This is a genomic window from Kitasatospora sp. NPDC058190 (assembly GCF_042883685.1).
In the GTDB taxonomy this organism is placed as follows: domain Bacteria; phylum Actinomycetota; class Actinomycetes; order Streptomycetales; family Streptomycetaceae; genus Kitasatospora.
Window position 1 is genome coordinate 1 of sequence record NZ_JBHVVI010000046.1, and the last position, 17,854, is coordinate 17,854.

Here is a 17,854-nt window from a genome sequence, read left to right on the forward strand (position 1 = left end):
AGCAGTGCCGGAAAGCAGTGGTGGGGGGGGCCCCCCGGGGGCCCCCCCACCACCTGTCTCGGACAATGACGCTTCCTCAGAGGATGATGCTCGCGACGGTGCTTGTGTTTGGATCCCCCTGGCCCAGTACGACCACGGCAGCCGCGCCAACGGTCAGGCCGGCGAGGATCGCCACCCGCAGCCGGGCCTGGCGGGCCGCGTGGTCAGCCGCCGTGCGACGCTCGTCGGTCTCCTGCAGCTCGTTGTCCACATTGTCGAGCAGTTCGCCGTCCATCATGGTGATGCCCTCCCTCTCGTTCGACGGGCCCCGGTCCTGCTGCCGGTCGCAACAGCAGCACCGAGGGGATCCTGGGGCCGAAGCCGAGCCGCAGCAGGCCGTAGCCGATGCCGGCCAGTCCGGTCAGCAGGCCGGGTGTGGGCACCTCGCCGGGGGTGCCGCAACGGGCGCCTTGCTGTTCGACGGACCGCACCAGTCGAGCGGCCGTACGGCGCTGGCCGGCATCGGTCGGCATCAGCTCCACCAGTGGTTCCAGCAGACCGAGTTCGCCGTGGCGGAGCGAGTGGCCCGGCATCGGCACGCGGTCGGCGAGCAGGGCGAGGTGCTGGTCCGCCTTGCGGGCGCGCAGCGCCCGGCCGACCCAGTCCGGGCGCCGGCCGGGGCCGTCGGAGTCCGCCAGGTCCACCGCCGCTCGCTCCCGTAGGGCCCACCCGACGCCCTCGTGGCCGTGGAGGAATCCGGGCCGCTCAGGACGGGGCCGATGGCCCGCCAAGGTCCTGACAGTGTGGGCGAGTTCGGCAGCTGCCGGCAGCCGCGTCTGAGCATGCACGGCCTCGGCCGCGAGCAGGGCACCGGCCAGGCCGTCGGCGATGTCCATGGGGGCTGCCGGGTCGACAGCGGCCGTGTGAAGTGCGGCGAGGCCGGCGGGCAGGGCGGCGCTCAGCTCCGGGGAGTCCAGCAGGGTGGCGAGCCGGGCGGTGGCGTAGCTGATGCCGCCGAGCCCGGAGAAGCCGCCCGGCCCCACGGCACGCGCGAGTTCGGGGTGCTCCGCCAAGAGCCTCAGGAGCTGTGGGAGGACGCGGACGGCCTGGGCGGCGGCCTCCTGATAACGGACCGCCCCGGTGAGCCGGCCCAGCTCGGCGAGGAACAGCGCCGGGCCGGTGTAGCCGTCGCCGAGCGCCATGCCCATCGGCAGCACCGCCCACTGTCCTGGCCCGGCCTCCTGCAGCCCGAGCCAGTTCACCCGACCCGCGCCCCGACAAGCCCGGGCGAGCAAGTCCTCCCCGATCCCCCGTGCGAGCTCCAGCGCCTCGGCACCGAGGTCACAGTCGTAGGCGTCCTTGGATTCGGCAGCGGGGCGCCCCGGAGCATGGCGGCCCGGAGACCGTCGTTCGACGGCCAAGGAGGCACGGATCAGCCATGCCTGCCGGTCGAGGTCGCCCTCCGACATCCCCCGGATCGTCCTGGTGGCGGCCGTCAGCCCGGATTCGTCGAGCAGGAACGGGAGTTCACGACCATCCCAGGTGCGCGGGGTGCGGGCGGCGGGGGTCGTGGTGAAGAACGGGACGTCGCCGGCGAGCAGGTCGGTGAGTTCGTGGGGCGCCAGCACGTGCAGGTGCGGGTGGCCGGTCTCGTCATGCAGTGCGGCGAAGGCCCGCTCCCGACCGGAGTGGTCGCGCAGCAGCTCCGGCTCGGTCGCCTCGGCGAGCAGCATCGCATAGCTCTGACTGGGCCGCACCACCAGGCGCATCGTCTCACCCGCAAAGCGAGACAACAGCCCCTGCTCACCGAGCAGTTCATGGGAACGTGCCGCAATCGCCCGGTAGCCGGCGCGGAATCCGCACAGCAGCCGGTCGAGCTGGTCGGCCGGATCGGCGGGTCTCCGGGCCAGCATCGGGCGGTTGTCGGCACCCGGCCAGCGGGCCGGGCGGCGGACCAGCCGCATCAGGTCGGTGCCCGCGTCCGCCCACCCGGGCATCGGGTCCGGCGTCCACTGGTCCGCCTGGCCACCGAGTGCCGAGAGGTCGAGTGAACCGCCGTCGCCGAAGCGCGGGTTCGGCAGCACCATGGTCCGCTGCACGGACGCGGCGAGCGCCCGGGCGGCCGGGTCGGCGCCGCCGTCGGTGACGGGCACCCAGCACGGGTGGAACAGCGTCTCCACGTCCACCACGACCGGCTGGTCGCGCGCGGCGATGAGGTTTTCGGCATGGATGTCGACCGCGTTCACCACGTGCAGCAGCGCGAGCTGGGCGCCGAGCCGCTCGTAGAACCGCCCGACTTCGGCTTGGGACCGGCATGGGCGTGGTGCGACGTACTCGGCCCAGCCGTACCCCGCCTGCGGCAGTAACCGAACGGCTCGCGCCGCCAGTTGGGGCTGGCGTCCGCCAAACCAGGCGAGCAGTTCGTTCCACCGGGCGTGCAGACCGAGCGGGCGCGGCTTGTACACCAGGCGCTGCCCGCCGTCGAACTCCAGCACGGCGACGGACCGGCCCGCCGCATGCGGGTCCCCCAGTCCGAAGCGGACCCGGGTCAACCGACCGGGCTCGCCGTCGAGCAGGGCGGCGGTGAGCTGCTCCCGGTCCGCGTGGAGCCGCTCCAGCAGTTCGGTGGCTGCGGCCACGGTGCGCATGCACCGTTCGGCCAGCAGCCGGGCCAGCACGGGATGACGGTGCAGCACCGCGCCCAGGGCCGGTCCGGCGGCGACCTCGCACAGGAACGCGTCGAACCGCTCCCGCCCGTCCTGCCCGGTCAAGGTTCCGGCCCGGCGCGCGTGTCCCAACTCCTGTACCAGTGTGCGTCCAGCCAGCCGCACCAAGCCGCCGGCCAGGTGGTGCCGTGCACCGGCCCACACCACTCGCCGCTCTGCCGCGGCGGGGTTCGCCGCCGCGAAGTAGTGGGAGGCGGTCCGCAGGAACGGCCACAGCGGATGCAGCAGTCGGCCCTCGGGGCCCGTCCCGGGGAGCGAGCGGATCCGCCCGCCGGGCGCCGACTCGGCGAGGCGCAGCGTCTGTTCCACCAACTCGACCCAGCGCGGCGCCCGTCCGGGCGGCAGGGCATCGCGCTCGGCCGGCGACAGTGCGGGCAGCCACCAGGCGCCGGATGCCGCGGGCAGCGGAACCGACCGAGTCGCCTGCACTGTCACTCCACTACTCTGACACACCACCACCATCTTTGGCAGGGTGGCGCATCAGATTCCCGGCAGGCCTACCGTGCGGCGAGGAAGTCCGCCACGAAATCGCACAGCTGGGCGCGGGTGGCGGAGTTGGTCTTGCCGATCAGACTGGCGATGTGTTTCTCGGCCGTCCGGGGAGAGATCTGCAGGCGGGCGGCCACGGCCTTGTTGCCGACGCGTTCGACCAGCAGGCAGAAGACGTCGTACTCGCGCAGGGTGACGCCGAGCGCGACGAGTTCGGCCGGAATCCGATCCGTGCCGGTGCGGCGCTGCCCGACCGAAGCGCCCAGTGAACGCAGCCGGGAGCGGCACGCGGCGGCGATGGCGCCGGCACCCGAGTGGTGGAAGTACGTCTCGGCCTCGGTCAACCAGTCGCGGACTTCCCCCCATCCGTCGGCGACTGCGGCGTCAGCGACCAGACGCAGGCCAAGGTGACGGGCCGTCGGGAAGATCGCCGCGTCGGCCTGCGCAGTGCGGCACGCCGCCACCGCCTCGGCCGGGCGACCTTCCCGACCGTACAGGACCGCCCGGGCCAAGCCGACGAACTGCCGGTTCCACCGCATCCGGCCCGCCTGACTCGCGGTGATCCGTTCGACCTCGGCCCAGTCGGCTCGCCCGGCCAGCACGGACAGCAGCAGGACCAGCCCGTGGCTGCCGGCGAGGTGGAAGTAGTTCTCCTCGTCCGGCGGGACGGCGGCGGCCAGCCGCGCGGCCAGCTCCGCCGCCTGCTCGTGGTCCTCCTCCAGCAGCGCGCAGAACAGCTCGGCCAGGCCGAGCACGAGCGGTGCCTCCCGCGACTCGTTCCCACCGCTGGTCCGGAACCGGGCGAGCGCCGCCCGTAGTTGGGGCCTGCGGGCCCGGTGGGCGGCGGCCACCGCGCCCACCATCAGGGCGTACCGGGTCACCGAGTGCAGTTGCAGTCGCTCGGTCTCGGCCCTGGAACCGTCCAGCAGGGCCGTGGCCCGGTCGTAGTCGGCTCGCAGTACCGCGTCGAGCGCCAGCGTCGCCCCGACGTTGTGCGCCAGGCTCACGCAACCGGTGCGCATGGCCTCCTGGTGGGCGTGGTGCAGCCCGTCCAGGTCGGCCTCGGCGAGCCAGGCGTTGCTGCCCAGGCCGATCAACCCGTGGTTGTGCCAGCTCACCTGGCGGCTCTCGGCGGCCATCCGCAGCGTGCGGCGGAAGCACCGGTCGGATTCGGCCAGGGAGCGCCCACGGGTCGCGAAACCCATCGCGTACCACGCCTGGCAGGCCAGTGCGTGGTCACCGCGCTGTTCCGCGCCCTCGATCGCCCGGCGGGCCAGTTGCTCGCTGCGGCCGATCCGCCCCTGCTCCGCTGTCGACACCATCAGGTAGGCCTCGACCACGTCGATGCCCGCGGTGTCTCGCGCACCCGCCCCCTCGGGCAACAGCTCCCGGGCCGCGCGGACCTGTTCCAGTCCCACGTCCCACTGCCCGGCCACCTGCGCCGCCCAGGCCAGCCGCACGTGCAGCTCGACCCGGCGTCCCGGATCGGCCTCGACATCGGCCCGGCGCAGTTGCTGCGCCACCTCGGTGGCCCGGTCGAGCCGACCGTCGTCCGCCAGGGCGAGCAGCAGGGTCTCCAGCAACTCCCGTCGCACGCCGGCCGGTACGGCGTCGTCAGGCAGGTGGATGTCCGATCCGTCGACAGGCCCCAAGGCCGACCGGGCTTCGTGCAGCACCGCGATCGCCGTTCCGGGCCCGTGGCCGGCCAGGGCGCGGCGGGCCACCTCCAGGTAGCGGACGGCGGCGGTCCGGCGGTCCCCCGCCTGCCCGTGCATCCGCGCGGCCAGCAGGCACCATGGGCCGGGCAGGCTCGGGTCGAGCTCGTTCATGGCCGCCACGGCCCGGTCGGCGAGCTCGGCCCGGTCGGCCGGCGTGAGCCGGTCGAGCAATGCCTCCTGGGTCAGCGGATGTTCGAAGGCGTACCAGTCGGGCCCACGCTCGTCGTCCGGCACCAGCAGGCCGTCGACGACGGCGGAGCGCAGCGAGCCGGCGGGCTCGTGGTCGTCCGGCACGGCGCAGCGCCGCGCCACCGACAGCGGGAAGCTGCGGCCCAGCACTGCGGCGGCCGACAGCAGCGGGAGCGTCTGCGGTCCGAGCCGCTCCGCCCGCTGCTCGACCGCCCGGACCAGGGTGAACGGGATGGCCGCGCGGCTGGTGCCGACCAGCCGCCAGCGGCCCTCGGTGCGGACGAGTCGGCCCTCGGCGCGCATGCCGCGGATCAACTCGGCGGCGGTGAACGGGATTCCGCTGCTGTCGGCGAGCACCCGGTCGGACACCGCCACAGGCAGTTCGGCCGGCGGGCAGCCGAGACAGTTCGCGGTCAGCACGTGCACCTGCGCGGCCTCGAGCCGACCGAGTCTCAGCAGGCCGGCTTCCCCGCGCTGGGCCAGCGTGTCCGCGAGCTCGTGGGCGGCGCCCGGCGTGTCCCGCAGGGTAGCGACGACGGCGACCGGCAGCAGAGCCAGGTTGGCCGCCAGATACTCCAGGACCGCCAGCGTCTCGGGGTCCGCGTCGTGCAGGTCGTCGATGACGAGCAGGCAGCCGCGCTCTCGGCCGCAGGCGGCGGCCAGCCGGAGCACGGCCTCGGCCAGCACGATCGGCGACCGGTCGCAGGCGTCCCCGATCGCCCACTCGGGTACCAGACGGCCCAGCACGGGCAGGTACGGTCCGAGCGCGTCGGTGGGCGGCGCGCCACCGGCCCGGGCGAGTGACAGCAGTGCCTCGGTGAGCGACCGGTACGGCACGGCCGGGCCGGTGGCGATGCAGCGGCCCTTGAGCACGGTCATCCCGGTCTCCCGGGCCAGCGTGATCGCCTCGCCGGCCAGTCTGGTCTTCCCGATCCCCGGCTCTCCGGTAACGCACACCGTGCCGCCCCGCGACTGCCGCGCGTCCTGCAGGACGCGGTCCAGCAGGGCGAGTTCGTCCTCGCGTCCGACGAGTCCACCGGATCGGTCCACGCGCGGTTCCGTCATCCTGATCCCCTCCGATGTGCCGATCCGGTCTGGTCCGCCTGCAGGGGCACCCTATGCCGACTCGTCGTCGCCGTTGAGGGCGTCCTCCAGCCACTTCACGACCGTCTCGGCGGCCTCGTCGGGCGTCGGCATGGCAGGCCCGACGCCGTTCTCCTTCTGCCACAGCAGGAACATCTCGCGCTCGGTCGGCTCGACCACGGTGTGGCCGTCGGCGCGCAGCGTACTGACGTGACGTCGGGTCGCGGGCTTGCGCCACATCGAGCCGTTCATGTTCGGGAAGAACAGTGCGGGCCGCTCGTGGGCCAGCAGTACCGTCTGGGCCGGCGTGGCGGCCAGCCCGAGTGCCGCCGCAGCCAGTGTGTTGGCGGTGGCGGGCAGCACCACCAGGCCGAGCGAGCGGTGCGCGAACTCGGTGGGGTTGAGGGTCGGGTCGTCGGCGACGTACACCTCGTCCGCGTGCCAGGCCAGTACCTGGGGGTGGACGAAGCGCGCGGCGCTCGCGGTCAGCAGGACCCGTAACGGCAGGTCGATCTCCTGGCGGAGGAAGACGAGGTAGTTCGGCAGGTCCTTGGCCGCGATCGAGCCACAGGCGATCACGGAGAGGGCGTCATTTCGCATGGCTTGGATGGTGTCCGAACCCGGCCTGGCCCCGGTATGGGGATCGGGCCCCCGTTTTCCGTCCCGGCCGACGGCGGGAAGACGGGGACCGACTACCCATGTCCGCCCACCGGGCGCCATGCCATCGTCGGAGTCGCCGATCCGCCACCAGGGTGGGGCGGCGCCAACTCACCTCTTTATCAAGGGAGTCGAACCATGAAGAAGATCACTGTGCGCAAGACCGGTGCCATCAAGCTCACCTCGCCGGCGTTCTACATCCTCGTGGTCTGCTGACCTGGTGATGCCCCGGGCCTGCGTGCACCACGGCACGCAGGCCCGGGGTTCGTCCCGCCGCACCCGTCCGAGAGGCCCGCACCCCTCCGAGGGAGAGATCATGGCGACCGCCGACCTCGCGTTCCATCCGCTCACCTTCGTCACCGAACGCGACGGCACGCTGGTGGGCCGGCCCGACACCGGGTCCTTCGTGCTGCTCCCGGAGGACGGCGCAGCGCTGCTGCGACGCCTGGCCGACGGCATGCCGCTCGCCGAGGCCGCCGCCTGGTACGACGCGGCCTACGGAGAGCCGGTCGACCTGGCCGACTTCGTCGAGACCATGCGCGATCTCGGCTTCGTCCACGAGTCCGGCGCCGCCGCCGAGCCCTTGCCCGTACGCCTCCAGGCCTGGGGACGTGCCATGTTCTCGCCGCTCGGCTGGAGCTGTTACGCGCTGATCACCGCACTGGCGATCGCGGCGATGATCTGCGAGCCCCGACTGCAGCCGCACACCCGGAACCTGTTCTTCGTCCCGTCCCTGGTCGCGGTGGAGTTGACCCTCGCCGTGCTGCAGATGCCACTCATGCTCTGGCACGAGGGCTGGCATGTCCTGGCCGGCCGCAGGCTCGGCCTGCCCACCAGCCTGGGCGTCGGGCGACGGCTCTACTTCGTGGTCTTCGAGACCCGGCTCAATGCGCTGTTCGGTGTGCGGCCCGCGCAGCGCTATCTGCCCTTCCTGGCCGGGATGCTCGGCGAGGTCGTGCTCTTCGGCGCGCTCACCCTCGCGGCGGCGGCCGACTTCGCGACCGGACCGTCCTGGGCCGGGCGGTTCGCCCTCGCCGTGGCGTACCTGATCCTGCCCCGGCTGGCCTGGCAGTTCCTGATCTTCCTGCGCACCGACCTCTACTACGTCCTCGCCACGGCCCTGGGCTGCGCCAACCTGCACGAGGTGGGTTCGGCCTATCTGCGCCACCGTCTGGGCCGGGGCGGCTGGGCGGAGGACCGCTGGTCGGCGCGGGAACGGGCGCTGGCCCCCTGGTTCGCCCTGCTGACCGCGATCGGCACCGCCGTCCTGCTGGTCGCCGCCGTGTTCACCGTTGTCCTGCCGGCCGTGACGTTCGCCCAGCGACTCGCCGACGGCATCGCACACCGCTCGCTGAGCGACAGCCGGCTCTGGGATGCCGCCGTCGCCCTGCTCGTCATCGTCGTACAGGTCGTCGTGCTGCCCATGCTGGTCGGCCGCAGGCAACACCGCGCCGCCCCGTGACCGGCCCGCGCACTCACGAAAGGAAAACCCGTGACCTCCCACACCTGGCGCCTCCAGCCCGAAGGCACCGCGCACGACGACTGGTACGACGCCCGAGCCGACTGCCACAGGCGGCTGCGCGGACCGTACACCGGTCTGGGCACACTGCTGCGCTCACTGGTGCCGGATGCACACCGGGCCCGCCCGGGGCTCGTGGCGCACCACGCCGTCGAAATCCTGTCCGCTGCTCCGGAACTCAAGGACCTGATCGGTGCCGGACCGCAGACCCTCACCTCGCTGGCCGTGCCCAACGAGCGCACCCGCCTCTACCCGGCGAAGCGCACCCGCCGTCTCGCCCACGGCATCGTCGAGTTCCTGCACGGCCACGCTCGCGAGCTCGGCCACGCGCTGGCCCTGCGCTTCGACCGGGTCGACGAGGCCGATCACACCGACCAGGAGTTCCTCGCCATCCTGCTGCGCCGGGCCCTGCCGGACCTGGTGATGGTCACCGTGCACACCGGCGGCGCCGACCTCATCCCCGAACTCACCACGGCCCTCGCCGCCCATGCCACCCACACTGTTGCCCAACATCCCTACGAGCAGGAGAATCTGACGGAGCCTCATAAGCTTGCCCAGGCCTACGTCGAGTCCGACGGCACCTCCCACGACCCCGCCGAACAAGCCGCCTACCGCCGCGTCGACGCCGCCGAGCGGGCCCGACTGCACGACCAGCGGGCGGCCGAGCTGCGCCGCAGCGGAGACTGGAGCCTGCGTCTCGGGGCGATCCCCTATCACCTGGAGCACGGCAGCGACCGGGAAGCGGCCGCCGACGCGTTCCTCGAAGCCGCCGAGTACCTGGTCTCGATGGGCTTCTACCACTCGCTGCTCGACCTGGCCGGACGTGGCACGGCCCTGGTGGACCCAGCCGAGGAGCCCCGGAAGTACTGGGTGCTGGGCACCAAGGTCACCACCGCACTGGCGGTCCTCGGCCAGCCGGAGGAGGCCGAACGGCGCTACATCGAGCTGCGCGCCATGTTCCACCAGCCGATGCTGCACATCTTCTCCGGCTACGCCCTCGCCATGCTCTACACGCGCTACTACCCGCCCGAGCTCAAGGACCACCAGCTGGCCAAGGCCCACCTGAACAACGTGCTCGCGCTCGCTTCACTGCTGCCGGACCACGACCAGCGCGTCTTCCAGTCGGTCTTCAACCGCAACGGCCTGGCCCTGGTGGAGCTCCACCTCGGCAACCTGACCGAGGCGCTGCGCCTGGTCAGCACCGGTCTGGCCGATATCGATCGCGAACTCCCCGCCGAGAAACACCGGTTGCACCGCTCCGTGCTGGTGCACAACCGGGGCCGGGTGTACACAGCGCTCGGCCGGCTGGAGGAGGCGCTGGCTGACATCAGCACCGTCATCGAGCTGGATCCCAACTACCCGGACTACTACTTCGACCGGGCCGACGTGCGGCGCCGGATGGGCGACCTACCCGGCGCGTTGGCCGACTACAGTGAGTCGATCACCTTCACCGCGCCGTTCTGGGAGATGCACTACAACCGGGCCGACGTGCGCCTGGAACTGGGCGACCTGGCAGGCGCGATCGCGGACCTGGGGTACGTACTCGAGCTGGAACCCGACGAGTTGGACGCCCGGATCAACCTCGCCAGCCTGCTGCGGGAGCAGGGCGATGCGGCGGGCTCGCTGGCCCAGGTCGAGGAGGGGCTGCGCCACCATCCTGGCAACGCCCGCCTGTTGTGCGCCCGGGGGCTGCTGGCGCTGGACGCAGGCGCCGACCAGGCGGCGCTACGCGACTTCGACCTGGCGCTAACCGCCGAGCCGGACCTGGTGAGCGCGCTGGCCAACCGCGCGGCCCTGGTACTGAAGACGGGCGACCATCGCACCGCAGTCGCGGATCTCACCCGGGCGCTGGCGATCGAGGCCGACAATCCGGACCTGCTCTACAATCGTGGTTACGTCCACCAGAGCGCCGGTGACTGGGAATTGGCCCGCCGCGACTACACCGCCGCACTGCTGCTGCCCGGTGCCGACCGAGCCGACCTGCTGCGACAGCGTGCCGAATGCCACCTCGCACTGGGGGATCTGACGGCCAATCAGACCGACCTGGCGGCGGCCGAGTCGGCTGCGAGCTCGCCGAATGCGGTCGCGGATTCGGTGAGGGTGTCGTGACGGCCCGGCCGGATCCTGGCACCGTGACCGGTCCGGTGACGCCCCGGCCGGAGACCCCGGCCATCACCGGACCGGCCCTGCGGAGCGTCATGCGCCGCTGGGCCACGGGGGTCGCCCTGGTCACCGCCACGGCCCAGGGCCGGCCGACCGGTTGCACGGCCAGTTCCTTCACCTCGGTCTCGCTCAGCCCGCCGCTCGTGCTGGTGTCGCTGTACCGGAGCAGCCGCACCCTGGCCGCGATCACCAGCCGGGGTGCCTTCGGCATCAACCTGCTCGGCCGCCATCACCAGGACCTGGCCGACCGGTTCGCCACCGCACCGGCCGAACAGCGGTTCGCCGGGATCGGCCACCGGCTGGTCCGGGACGTCCCGGTGATCGACGAGGCGATGGCGGCCCTGGTGTGCCGGGTCGAGCGCACCGTCGCCGCCGCCGACCACCTGCTCGTGCTGGGGCAGCCCATTTGGTGCGACCAAAACGGCGCCGCCGACCCCCTGGTGCACTTCGGAAGCCACTACCAGTGTCTGGCCGTAGGATCAGCACGTGCGTGATCCGGTTGCTCGTCCGTGGGGGACGAACAGTGGGACCACAGGTGATCATCGGCGCCGTCCCGGCGGGTACGACCTCGGTGCCGCTGCTCGCCGAGCGGGCGGAGTGAGGCAGATCCGGCAGCCGGCGCCAGCGGGCTGAACTCCTGTCAGCTCACCCCCGGGGCCGGGGGGGTGAGCTCGGAGCCGTCTCGAGGCCGTCGCGCCCCACGCACCCTCGTACCGACGCGCCGTCAGCAGTGGCTGAGCATTTCGCAGTCCTCCCAGCGGGTGCCTCCCTCGGGGAGGGTGGACTTCGCCGGGTCGACGACAGGAGCGTTCCGGGACTTGAGCCGGGGGCCGGCGGCGGCACCCGGGGCGGCGGGGCTGGTGGCGAGGGGGCCCTCAAGTGCGTCTACATGCCCGTCATGAGCCTGGACCCCACCGGCACCGGCCGCAAACGCTGGACCATGTGCTGGAAGCCCGCGCTCCAGGCCTTCAACATCGCCTTCGACGGCCGACTCTCCGTCGGCCGCCGGTAACTCACACAACACGAGATACACCAGTCGCTGCAGACCCGTCCTTGGCCGAGCGAAACGCCCGGTCGACCCTGGCCCACACCAACGCGTCCCACTCGCTCTGGCGATCGGTGAGCCACGGGCCCAGATCCGGACGCTTCCACGGCGTGATCTCAGCGGAGACGTCCAGGTCCTCGAAGGACCCGACGACCTCCCAGTCCTTCGAGAGCGCGTGCCGCGTCGCGGACTCCGCCTGCACCAGGCGCGAGACCTTGCCCTCGACCCCGTGCGTGTCCGAGACACGCGAACCGACCACCGCCCGAACCGGCGTCAACGCTGCCACAATGCCCATGGGCCTCCCCCTACCGCCCAGGCCAGCGGACACCCTCGAACAGGCTGCGCTCGAACGGGTGGACCTTTGTCGAAAAGGCGTCTATCCGCTGGCGGATCGACCTCATCGTGACGACTCCGGGCATCGCGGACACGTGCATTGCGGCCTCCGTCGAGCGAGCAGCCTCCCACGCGGAACGCTGGTCCGACCACGCGCCCGTCACCGCCGAGTTCGGTTTCGGAGACAACTGACCAACAGGCAGCCACGGTTGAGCAAAACCTGAAGGTGGCCTCGGCATGCGACACTCCCCGCCTGGGTCTACTCACACCAGCGAACGCGGCCGTCGCTCTCGCCCGGTCGGCTTTTGACAAGTCGATTCGTCGCACCACCTCCCGCCAGGGGCATAGCAACCGCTGACTGGCGGGCAGTAGGGCCTTGTGGCACCAACGCAGGATCAGCCAGGTGGGCTTCCTGCGTTCCCCACTGGCGTACTCGCACCGGTGTGAGTACGCCAGTGGGGAACGGCACCTGCAGGTAGGCGGCGACGGTGAACGCCTTCCACTGCGGCGTCCGTTGCCCAGCAGGTCGGAACGCGCGTGGCTGTCAGGGATTCGGGAGCAGACGTACGGCCTGCGTCGCCTGCCGGACGCTGCGGACGTCGACCCCAGGATCCGTGCGAGGATCCCCGAGGAGCTTCTCCACCGCCGCCGAAAGTGCTTCGTCGCCCTCGAGCGACCCGACGATCTCCCACTCCTTCGACAGCGCGTGCCGGGTCGCGGATTCCGCCTGGACCAGGTCGCCGTCCAGCAACTGGTGTCCACAACCGTCGGCATCCCGCAACTGGTGCGCACCTTCGCCCCGGGTACCCCGGTCGACGACGCCGAGCCGGCGCGGGTCATCGAGGCCGGGGTCGGCCTCTTCCTCGCCGGTTACGACAAGGCTCCTGGCTGGCACGGCTAACGCGGCCGGATCATGGTGCGGGAAGACGGCCGCCAGCTACCCGACAGCGCGCCAGCGCGTCCTGGACGTCAGGGCGGTCGGCGAGGCCGTACCGCGCCGGCACCGGCAGTGGCTCCGCCTCGTGGGCTCGGACCAGTCCGGACCAGTCCGGGCTCCCGGTGGCACCGACGGTAGCGTCCAGCAGGGCCTGCGCGTCGATCCTCCCGCCACTCCCGACACCCCCGCCGCGGTTCTCCCGGGCCGCCACCTGCCGACCGTACGCCGCTCTGACACGACGGCGCGGCCACCGGCATTCCGCCTCCGCCCGGGCGCGGGCCGGGGACACGAAGGCGCGTCGGACGGGTCGTCGATCTGCACGCCGACCGCGCCCCGTTGGCTGCCGAGCGGCGGTTTACGTCCGGGGCCCGGTGTGCCACGCTGAAAGCGTGCGTGGGTTCCCCGCGCCCGACTGCGGGAGACCTGGCTTGGTGCTCGGGATTTAGTCACCGTCTGTCACACGGACCGGTGCGGACCAGCGGTGATGCTGTATGTCCGGGCTAAGGTCGGCCGGGCCCGGACATGGCTCCGGACGCAGCGGGCAGACCTGGCCCCGCGCTCACGCACCGCAGCCGTCGAGCGGGGCCGCCGGTGAGGTGGTGAGTGTCGTGAGCCTGGTTCAGATCGAAGGCTCCGAGGAGGTCCTGCGCGCCGTGCAGGGCATACCGGAGCTCCACCTGGTGCGTTCGAGCCTGGAGGCCCGCCCCGACTACCAGTACAAGGTCGCGGCGTACGCGTCCGACCAGGCTGTCGAGGCGGCGGTTGCGCAGGGTGCCCAGGTGACGGTGCTGCTCTCCTCCGAGGGCGTCGCCGAGCACCACGCCCGGATGTCGGCCGTGATCGACCAGGGGTACGCCGAGCGCGGGGAGGTGTGAGCGATGCCCCCGCCCTACGCCACGCCGACCGTGCCGCAGACCCCGGCCCAGATCGAGGCGGCGCTCGCCGACCTCGCGGCGACATTCCCCGCCCTGTGCACGCTCAGTGAGTTCCCGAACCTCAGCGTCGAGGACCGGAAGATCCACTTCCTCCGCATCGCGGACGCACCGCAGAACGGCCGTCCGGCCGTGGTGCTGACGGGCGGTGTCCACGCACGCGAGTACGCGCCGCCGGACGCGCTGGTCCACTTCGCGCAGAACCTCCTGGTGAGCCGCACCACCGGCGCCGACATCGTCTTCCCCGCGCTGTCCTGCCTACCGCTCCCGGCCGGGCCGGCGGTGGACTACCCCCCGTTCACCATCCCGGCCACCCAGGTGGAGCGGATCCTGAACGGGGTCGACCTCTACGTCGCGCCGCTGATCAACCCCGACGGCCGGCTGTTCGACCAGCTGAACCCGCCGACCGACCCGGTCAAGGCCGGCTGGCGCAAGAACCGGCGGCCCCATCCCGACCCGGCCAAGATGGGGGTGGACATCAACCGCAACCACGACATCGCGTGGAAGTTCGAGGACTACTACGACATGGCGGTCTACCTGTCCTTCTACCGGGACGGCCCGGCCTCCACGGACAGCAGGCAGGAAACCTACCGGGGACCGTCTGCGGCATCCGAGCCGGAAACCGCCAACATGCAGTGGCTCATCGACCACACCCGGGCTACGTACTTCGTCGACGTCCACCAGTTCGGCCGCAAGGTCCTGCTCTGCTGGGGCATCGAGGACAACGGCAGCGACCCGTCCATGAACTTCTCCTCGCCCGCCTGGACGGGCAAGCGCGACGGCCTCCGCCCGGGCAGCCCCGCCCTGCCGCCAGGCCGCCGCGACTACCAGGAGTTCGTCACCAACTCCGCGCCGCACTTCGTGCGCAATACCCTCGGCACCATCGCCGGTGAGATGCGTGACGCCATCCTGCGCAGCGCCGGTGTGGACCCGACCGTCACCACCGCGAGCCCCCAGCGTGCACACTCCACCTACGCGGTCGGTCAGAGCGCGTCGCTGTACCACCCAGTGGGCGGCCCGGTCACCGGTACCTCCGACGACTACGCCTTCCGCCGGCAGTTCGACGACCCGACCAGAGCGCCGGTCTTCGCCTTCACCATCGAGACCGGGCACGAGGAGGAGTCCGGATTCCACCCCGACTACGGCAGCCCGCCTGGGCATTACGCCAAGATCGAACGGGAGGTCCACGCGGCTCTTACGGCCCTCTGCAACTTCGCGGCCTGAACGCCGAGTTGCCGGATCCGGAGCTCGCACCAGGCAGACCGCCGACGCATCTGGTGTCCGACTTCCAGGACGGACCGAAGGACCTGAGCGTAGGCCGGCAGGCACCCTCGAACAGGCCGCACTCGCACGGGTGGACCTTTTTCGAAAAGGTGTCGTTCCGCTGGAGGATCGACCTCATCGTGACGACTCCGGGCATTGCGGGCAAATGCATCGAGGCCCACGTCGAGCGAGCAGCCTCCCACACGGAACGCTGGTCCGACCACGCGCCCGTCACCGCAGTGTTCGACTTCGGCGATAACTGACCTACGCCCAGCTGCAGTTGAGTTGTAGACCTCAGCGGCGGCCCCGGCCTGCGGTGTCCCCAGCCCAGACCCACTCGCGCCAGCGAACGAGGCCGCGATCTCGCCCAGCCGGTTTGACAAGTCGATTCGTTGCGGCACCCCTTGCCAGGGACGGCGCGACCGCATACCACCGGGAAGACCTTGTGACACCACCCCCGCGCGTGCGGGGCCGTCCCACTGCCGACGGCCCTCATCCATCGCCCAACCTCCACGTGCGAGTACGTTTCGAGAGCGTGGGACACGGCACTGACAATTCGCGTCGGAGCAAGGAGAGATGACGGCAGTACACAAGCTCCTCTACGGGCTGACATCCGATCGAACTGAATCAACCAGCACCCTCTGACACCAATCGCCGCAGGTCAGCAAGTGTCGGCCCCGCGCTCGCGGGGGTTGCTCCTCGGGCCTCGGCAAGCGTCCGAAGCCGGTCCTGTCGGCCCCGCGCTCGCGGGGGTTACTCCCAGCTGAGCAGGGTGGACATGTGCTCTCCAGCGTCGGGTGCGCGATACTCCTACGAGACGGCTCAAGGTTGTCGCGGCGATGAGAAGGTCCAGCGCCTGCGCGAGGCGGGTATCGCCTTCCCGGCGGCCCACGCCTACACCGACAGCGCCGTCGACCTGCCGCCGCTCCGGGCCGCTACACACCGGCACCTGGTTGACCCCGCCCCGCGCACCATCCAGCGCGTTCAGGAACAGCTGGGCGACGGATACAGCGTCCTGCGATCAACGCCAACCGCGGCATCATCTCCGCACGGTGACTGATCCACAGGTATTGGCAATTGCTCCCCTCCGGCGCCTCTACGTCTTCTTCGTCATGGAGATCAAGACCAAGCGCGTCCACGTCCTCGGCGTCACCTCACACCCCACAGGCGTGGGGCCACCTCCCGGCCGAAGGCTGGGGGCAGGTCACCCAGCTCGCCCGGAACCTGCTGATGAACCTTGAAGACAGAGCCAAGTCATTCCGGTTTCTCATCCGCGACCGCGACTCGAAATTCACCGCTGCCTTCGACGCAGTCCTCGCCGGCAACGACATCGACGTCATCCGGTACTCCGCCGCAGAGTTCTCGATCGAACGCCTTCGCAGAACGCTGTATACGCACCACGCGCCGAGTGCTCCGCCCGACTACTCATCACCAGCGAACGCCACCTGTGCACCGTCCTCAACGAGTACCACGCCACCCCGACCAGGCCGCCCCGCTCCCTGCGGGAAACGACCGGTCCAGCGGCCTGATTGGAGTTTTGACACCCTTCAGGCCTCCACGAGTACCAACATACGGCCTGACCAGGCCAGATGAGGATCCCGGCAAGCGCACAGTGCCGGCGCGCGGTTGTGACCTGCTGGGTGCTCAGCTGCAACCTGCTGCGGGCAGCAGGCGCTTTGTTTTCTGCGTTCCATGCCAAGGCCACCGCTGCGCCATCCGCCGGCGCACCCCCGACCTGCCTCGCGCGATCAGCCTGGTGCGTGATCTGCCGCCTTTTCGATTCATGGCCTCATGGCGTACCACATGGCGCCGCAGGAGAAGATGCCGTTACCGGTGACGTCACCGGGCTTGGTGTCACCCACGTAGTAGTACAGCGGGTATCCGTTGTAGGTGACCTGCACGGTACCGTCGGCACGCGTCGTCGTACCGAGGTGGCTGCTGTTGACCCCCGGGCCGGCCGTGGCGCCGGTGGTGAGCAGCGGGGGCCATATGCTGGCGCAGCGTCCGTAGCAGGTCGACGTGTTCGTCGTGTCCCGCGCGAACAGGTAGAGCGTGTTGCCGCCGGCGCCGGCCAGGACCTGCCCCAGCGTGCTGGAATGGACGGTCACGGCGGGATCAAGCGTGTTTGTCATGCCGGTGGAGGCCGGTGCGGTCGATACCGCGGAAGGTCCTGCGGGGCTTGCAGGCCGAGCATTGTGCCCGCCCGGTCCGGACCAGGCGCCCGCCGTTCCGACGCCCAGCGTGACTATGGCTGCCACCAGCATGTTTGTCGTGCGGCGGCGTTTCCGAGTGCTCGTCGTGTCTGTACGTGTTCTGGGTGTCATCATGTCGACCCGTTCACGTTGGGTCTCGTGCGTGACCCACCAGATGCAGGTCACGCACCCGGTCAACTACCAATGTACTCCTGCAAGTCGAGACAAAAAGGGCGCATCGGGGACGGAGGCCGTCTGCTTTTCTCACCCTTGACGGACTGCCCCTTGCACGCGGGCTTCCCGGCCGTCTTCGCGCACCGGTGGTACTCGTAGACCTTGCCGTTCTTGGCGAGGTTCACCTGCCGGTAGAACCGGTCCCCGCACCGGTCGCAGTGCGCGACGCCGAGCCAGGGCGAGGCGCCGTTCGAGCGTTCCTTCGTGACCGAGCGCTCCTGCGACGGGCACCGTCCGCGGCGGGCCGACGGTCTTTCGCGGGGCGGGTGCGACGGCTAGCGTACGTACGATCTGCACGGTCCGTGACGGTTCGTCACAGGATTCCGCCATGGGCCTGTGCGGTACGGACGGGACGCCGCGCCCGGACGCACGCCCGCCGAAGACGTCCATCGCAC

At 71.0% G+C, this 17,854-nt stretch carries 13 protein-coding genes and 2 pseudogenes; 8 read left to right on the top strand and 7 right to left on the bottom strand.

Annotation, left to right across the window (positions count from 1 at the left end):
• Nucleotides 1-76 precede the first annotated feature (76 nt).
• The 4 genes from ACFVWU_RS21495 to ACFVWU_RS21510 all read right to left on the bottom strand — a co-directional run bounded on the left by ACFVWU_RS21495 (nucleotide 77) and on the right by ACFVWU_RS21510 (nucleotide 6,784).
• Nucleotides 77-277, bottom strand: a complete 201-nt coding sequence (locus ACFVWU_RS21495) for a hypothetical protein (RefSeq protein ID WP_387623254.1) — start codon at nucleotides 275-277, stop codon at nucleotides 77-79.
• Entirely contained in the window at nucleotides 204-3,134 is a 2,931-nt protein-coding gene (locus tag ACFVWU_RS21500) for a type 2 lanthipeptide synthetase LanM family protein (protein WP_387623256.1), read from the bottom strand. The genes ACFVWU_RS21495 and ACFVWU_RS21500 overlap by 74 nt, the downstream gene beginning before the upstream one ends.
• Before the next feature lie 68 nt (nucleotides 3,135-3,202).
• Complete coding sequence (locus ACFVWU_RS21505; protein WP_387623259.1) at nucleotides 3,203-6,166, bottom strand: ATP-binding protein; 2,964 nt, start codon at nucleotides 6,164-6,166, stop codon at nucleotides 3,203-3,205.
• Nucleotides 6,167-6,217: 51 nt separating this feature from the next.
• Nucleotides 6,218-6,784: a flavoprotein gene (locus ACFVWU_RS21510; RefSeq protein ID WP_387623261.1), complete on the bottom strand. Its 567-nt coding sequence runs from the start codon at nucleotides 6,782-6,784 to the stop codon at nucleotides 6,218-6,220.
• Between the two features lie 373 nt (nucleotides 6,785-7,157).
• Between ACFVWU_RS21510 and ACFVWU_RS21515 the strand changes: the two genes are divergently transcribed.
• From ACFVWU_RS21515 to ACFVWU_RS21530, 4 genes and pseudogenes are all read left to right on the top strand, one after another.
• Entirely contained in the window at nucleotides 7,158-8,303 is a 1,146-nt protein-coding gene (locus ACFVWU_RS21515) for a hypothetical protein (protein WP_387623264.1), read from the top strand.
• A gap of 30 nt (nucleotides 8,304-8,333) precedes the next feature.
• A complete protein-coding gene (locus ACFVWU_RS21520) occupies nucleotides 8,334-10,469 on the top strand; it encodes a tetratricopeptide repeat protein (protein WP_387623267.1) in 2,136 nt (711 codons plus the stop codon).
• A 23-nt stretch (nucleotides 10,470-10,492) separates the two neighbouring features.
• Complete coding sequence (locus tag ACFVWU_RS21525; RefSeq protein WP_387623269.1) at nucleotides 10,493-11,017, top strand: flavin reductase family protein; 525 nt, start codon at nucleotides 10,493-10,495, stop codon at nucleotides 11,015-11,017.
• 350 nt (nucleotides 11,018-11,367) lie between these two features.
• Nucleotides 11,368-11,535 (top strand): annotated as a pseudogene (locus tag ACFVWU_RS21530) (IS256 family transposase); the annotation flags it as partial.
• Nucleotide 11,536: 1 nt separating this feature from the next.
• Here the strand turns inward: ACFVWU_RS21530 and ACFVWU_RS21535 are convergent.
• Nucleotides 11,537-11,863 carry a recombinase family protein gene (locus ACFVWU_RS21535; RefSeq protein ID WP_387623272.1) on the bottom strand — a complete coding sequence of 109 codons (327 nt, stop codon included), beginning with the start codon at nucleotides 11,861-11,863 and terminating at the stop codon, nucleotides 11,537-11,539.
• 582 nt (nucleotides 11,864-12,445) lie between these two features.
• Nucleotides 12,446-12,652, bottom strand: a complete 207-nt coding sequence (locus ACFVWU_RS21540) for a hypothetical protein (RefSeq protein WP_387623275.1) — start codon at nucleotides 12,650-12,652, stop codon at nucleotides 12,446-12,448.
• Nucleotides 12,653-12,655: 3 nt separating this feature from the next.
• Here ACFVWU_RS21540 and ACFVWU_RS21545 point away from each other — a divergent pair, with 3 nt between their 5' ends.
• The 4 genes and pseudogenes from ACFVWU_RS21545 to ACFVWU_RS21560 all read left to right on the top strand — a co-directional run.
• Nucleotides 12,656-12,802 (top strand): hypothetical protein, encoded by a 147-nt coding sequence (locus ACFVWU_RS21545; RefSeq protein WP_387623277.1) that lies wholly within the window; start codon nucleotides 12,656-12,658, stop codon nucleotides 12,800-12,802.
• A gap of 644 nt (nucleotides 12,803-13,446) precedes the next feature.
• Nucleotides 13,447-13,713 carry a hypothetical protein gene (locus ACFVWU_RS21550; protein WP_387623280.1) on the top strand — a complete coding sequence of 89 codons (267 nt, stop codon included), beginning with the start codon at nucleotides 13,447-13,449 and terminating at the stop codon, nucleotides 13,711-13,713.
• Nucleotides 13,714-13,716: 3 nt separating this feature from the next.
• On the top strand, nucleotides 13,717-14,994 hold the full coding sequence (locus ACFVWU_RS21555) for a M14 family zinc carboxypeptidase (protein WP_387623282.1): 1,278 nt from the start codon (nucleotides 13,717-13,719) through the stop codon (nucleotides 14,992-14,994).
• A 161-nt stretch (nucleotides 14,995-15,155) separates the two neighbouring features.
• Nucleotides 15,156-15,296: pseudogene (locus ACFVWU_RS21560) on the top strand (exodeoxyribonuclease III); the annotation flags it as partial.
• A gap of 1,518 nt (nucleotides 15,297-16,814) precedes the next feature.
• Here ACFVWU_RS21560 and ACFVWU_RS21565 read toward each other — a convergent pair.
• Nucleotides 16,815-17,141, bottom strand: a complete 327-nt coding sequence (locus tag ACFVWU_RS21565) for a hypothetical protein (RefSeq protein WP_387623285.1) — start codon at nucleotides 17,139-17,141, stop codon at nucleotides 16,815-16,817.
• Nucleotides 17,142-17,854: the final 713 nt, after the last annotated feature.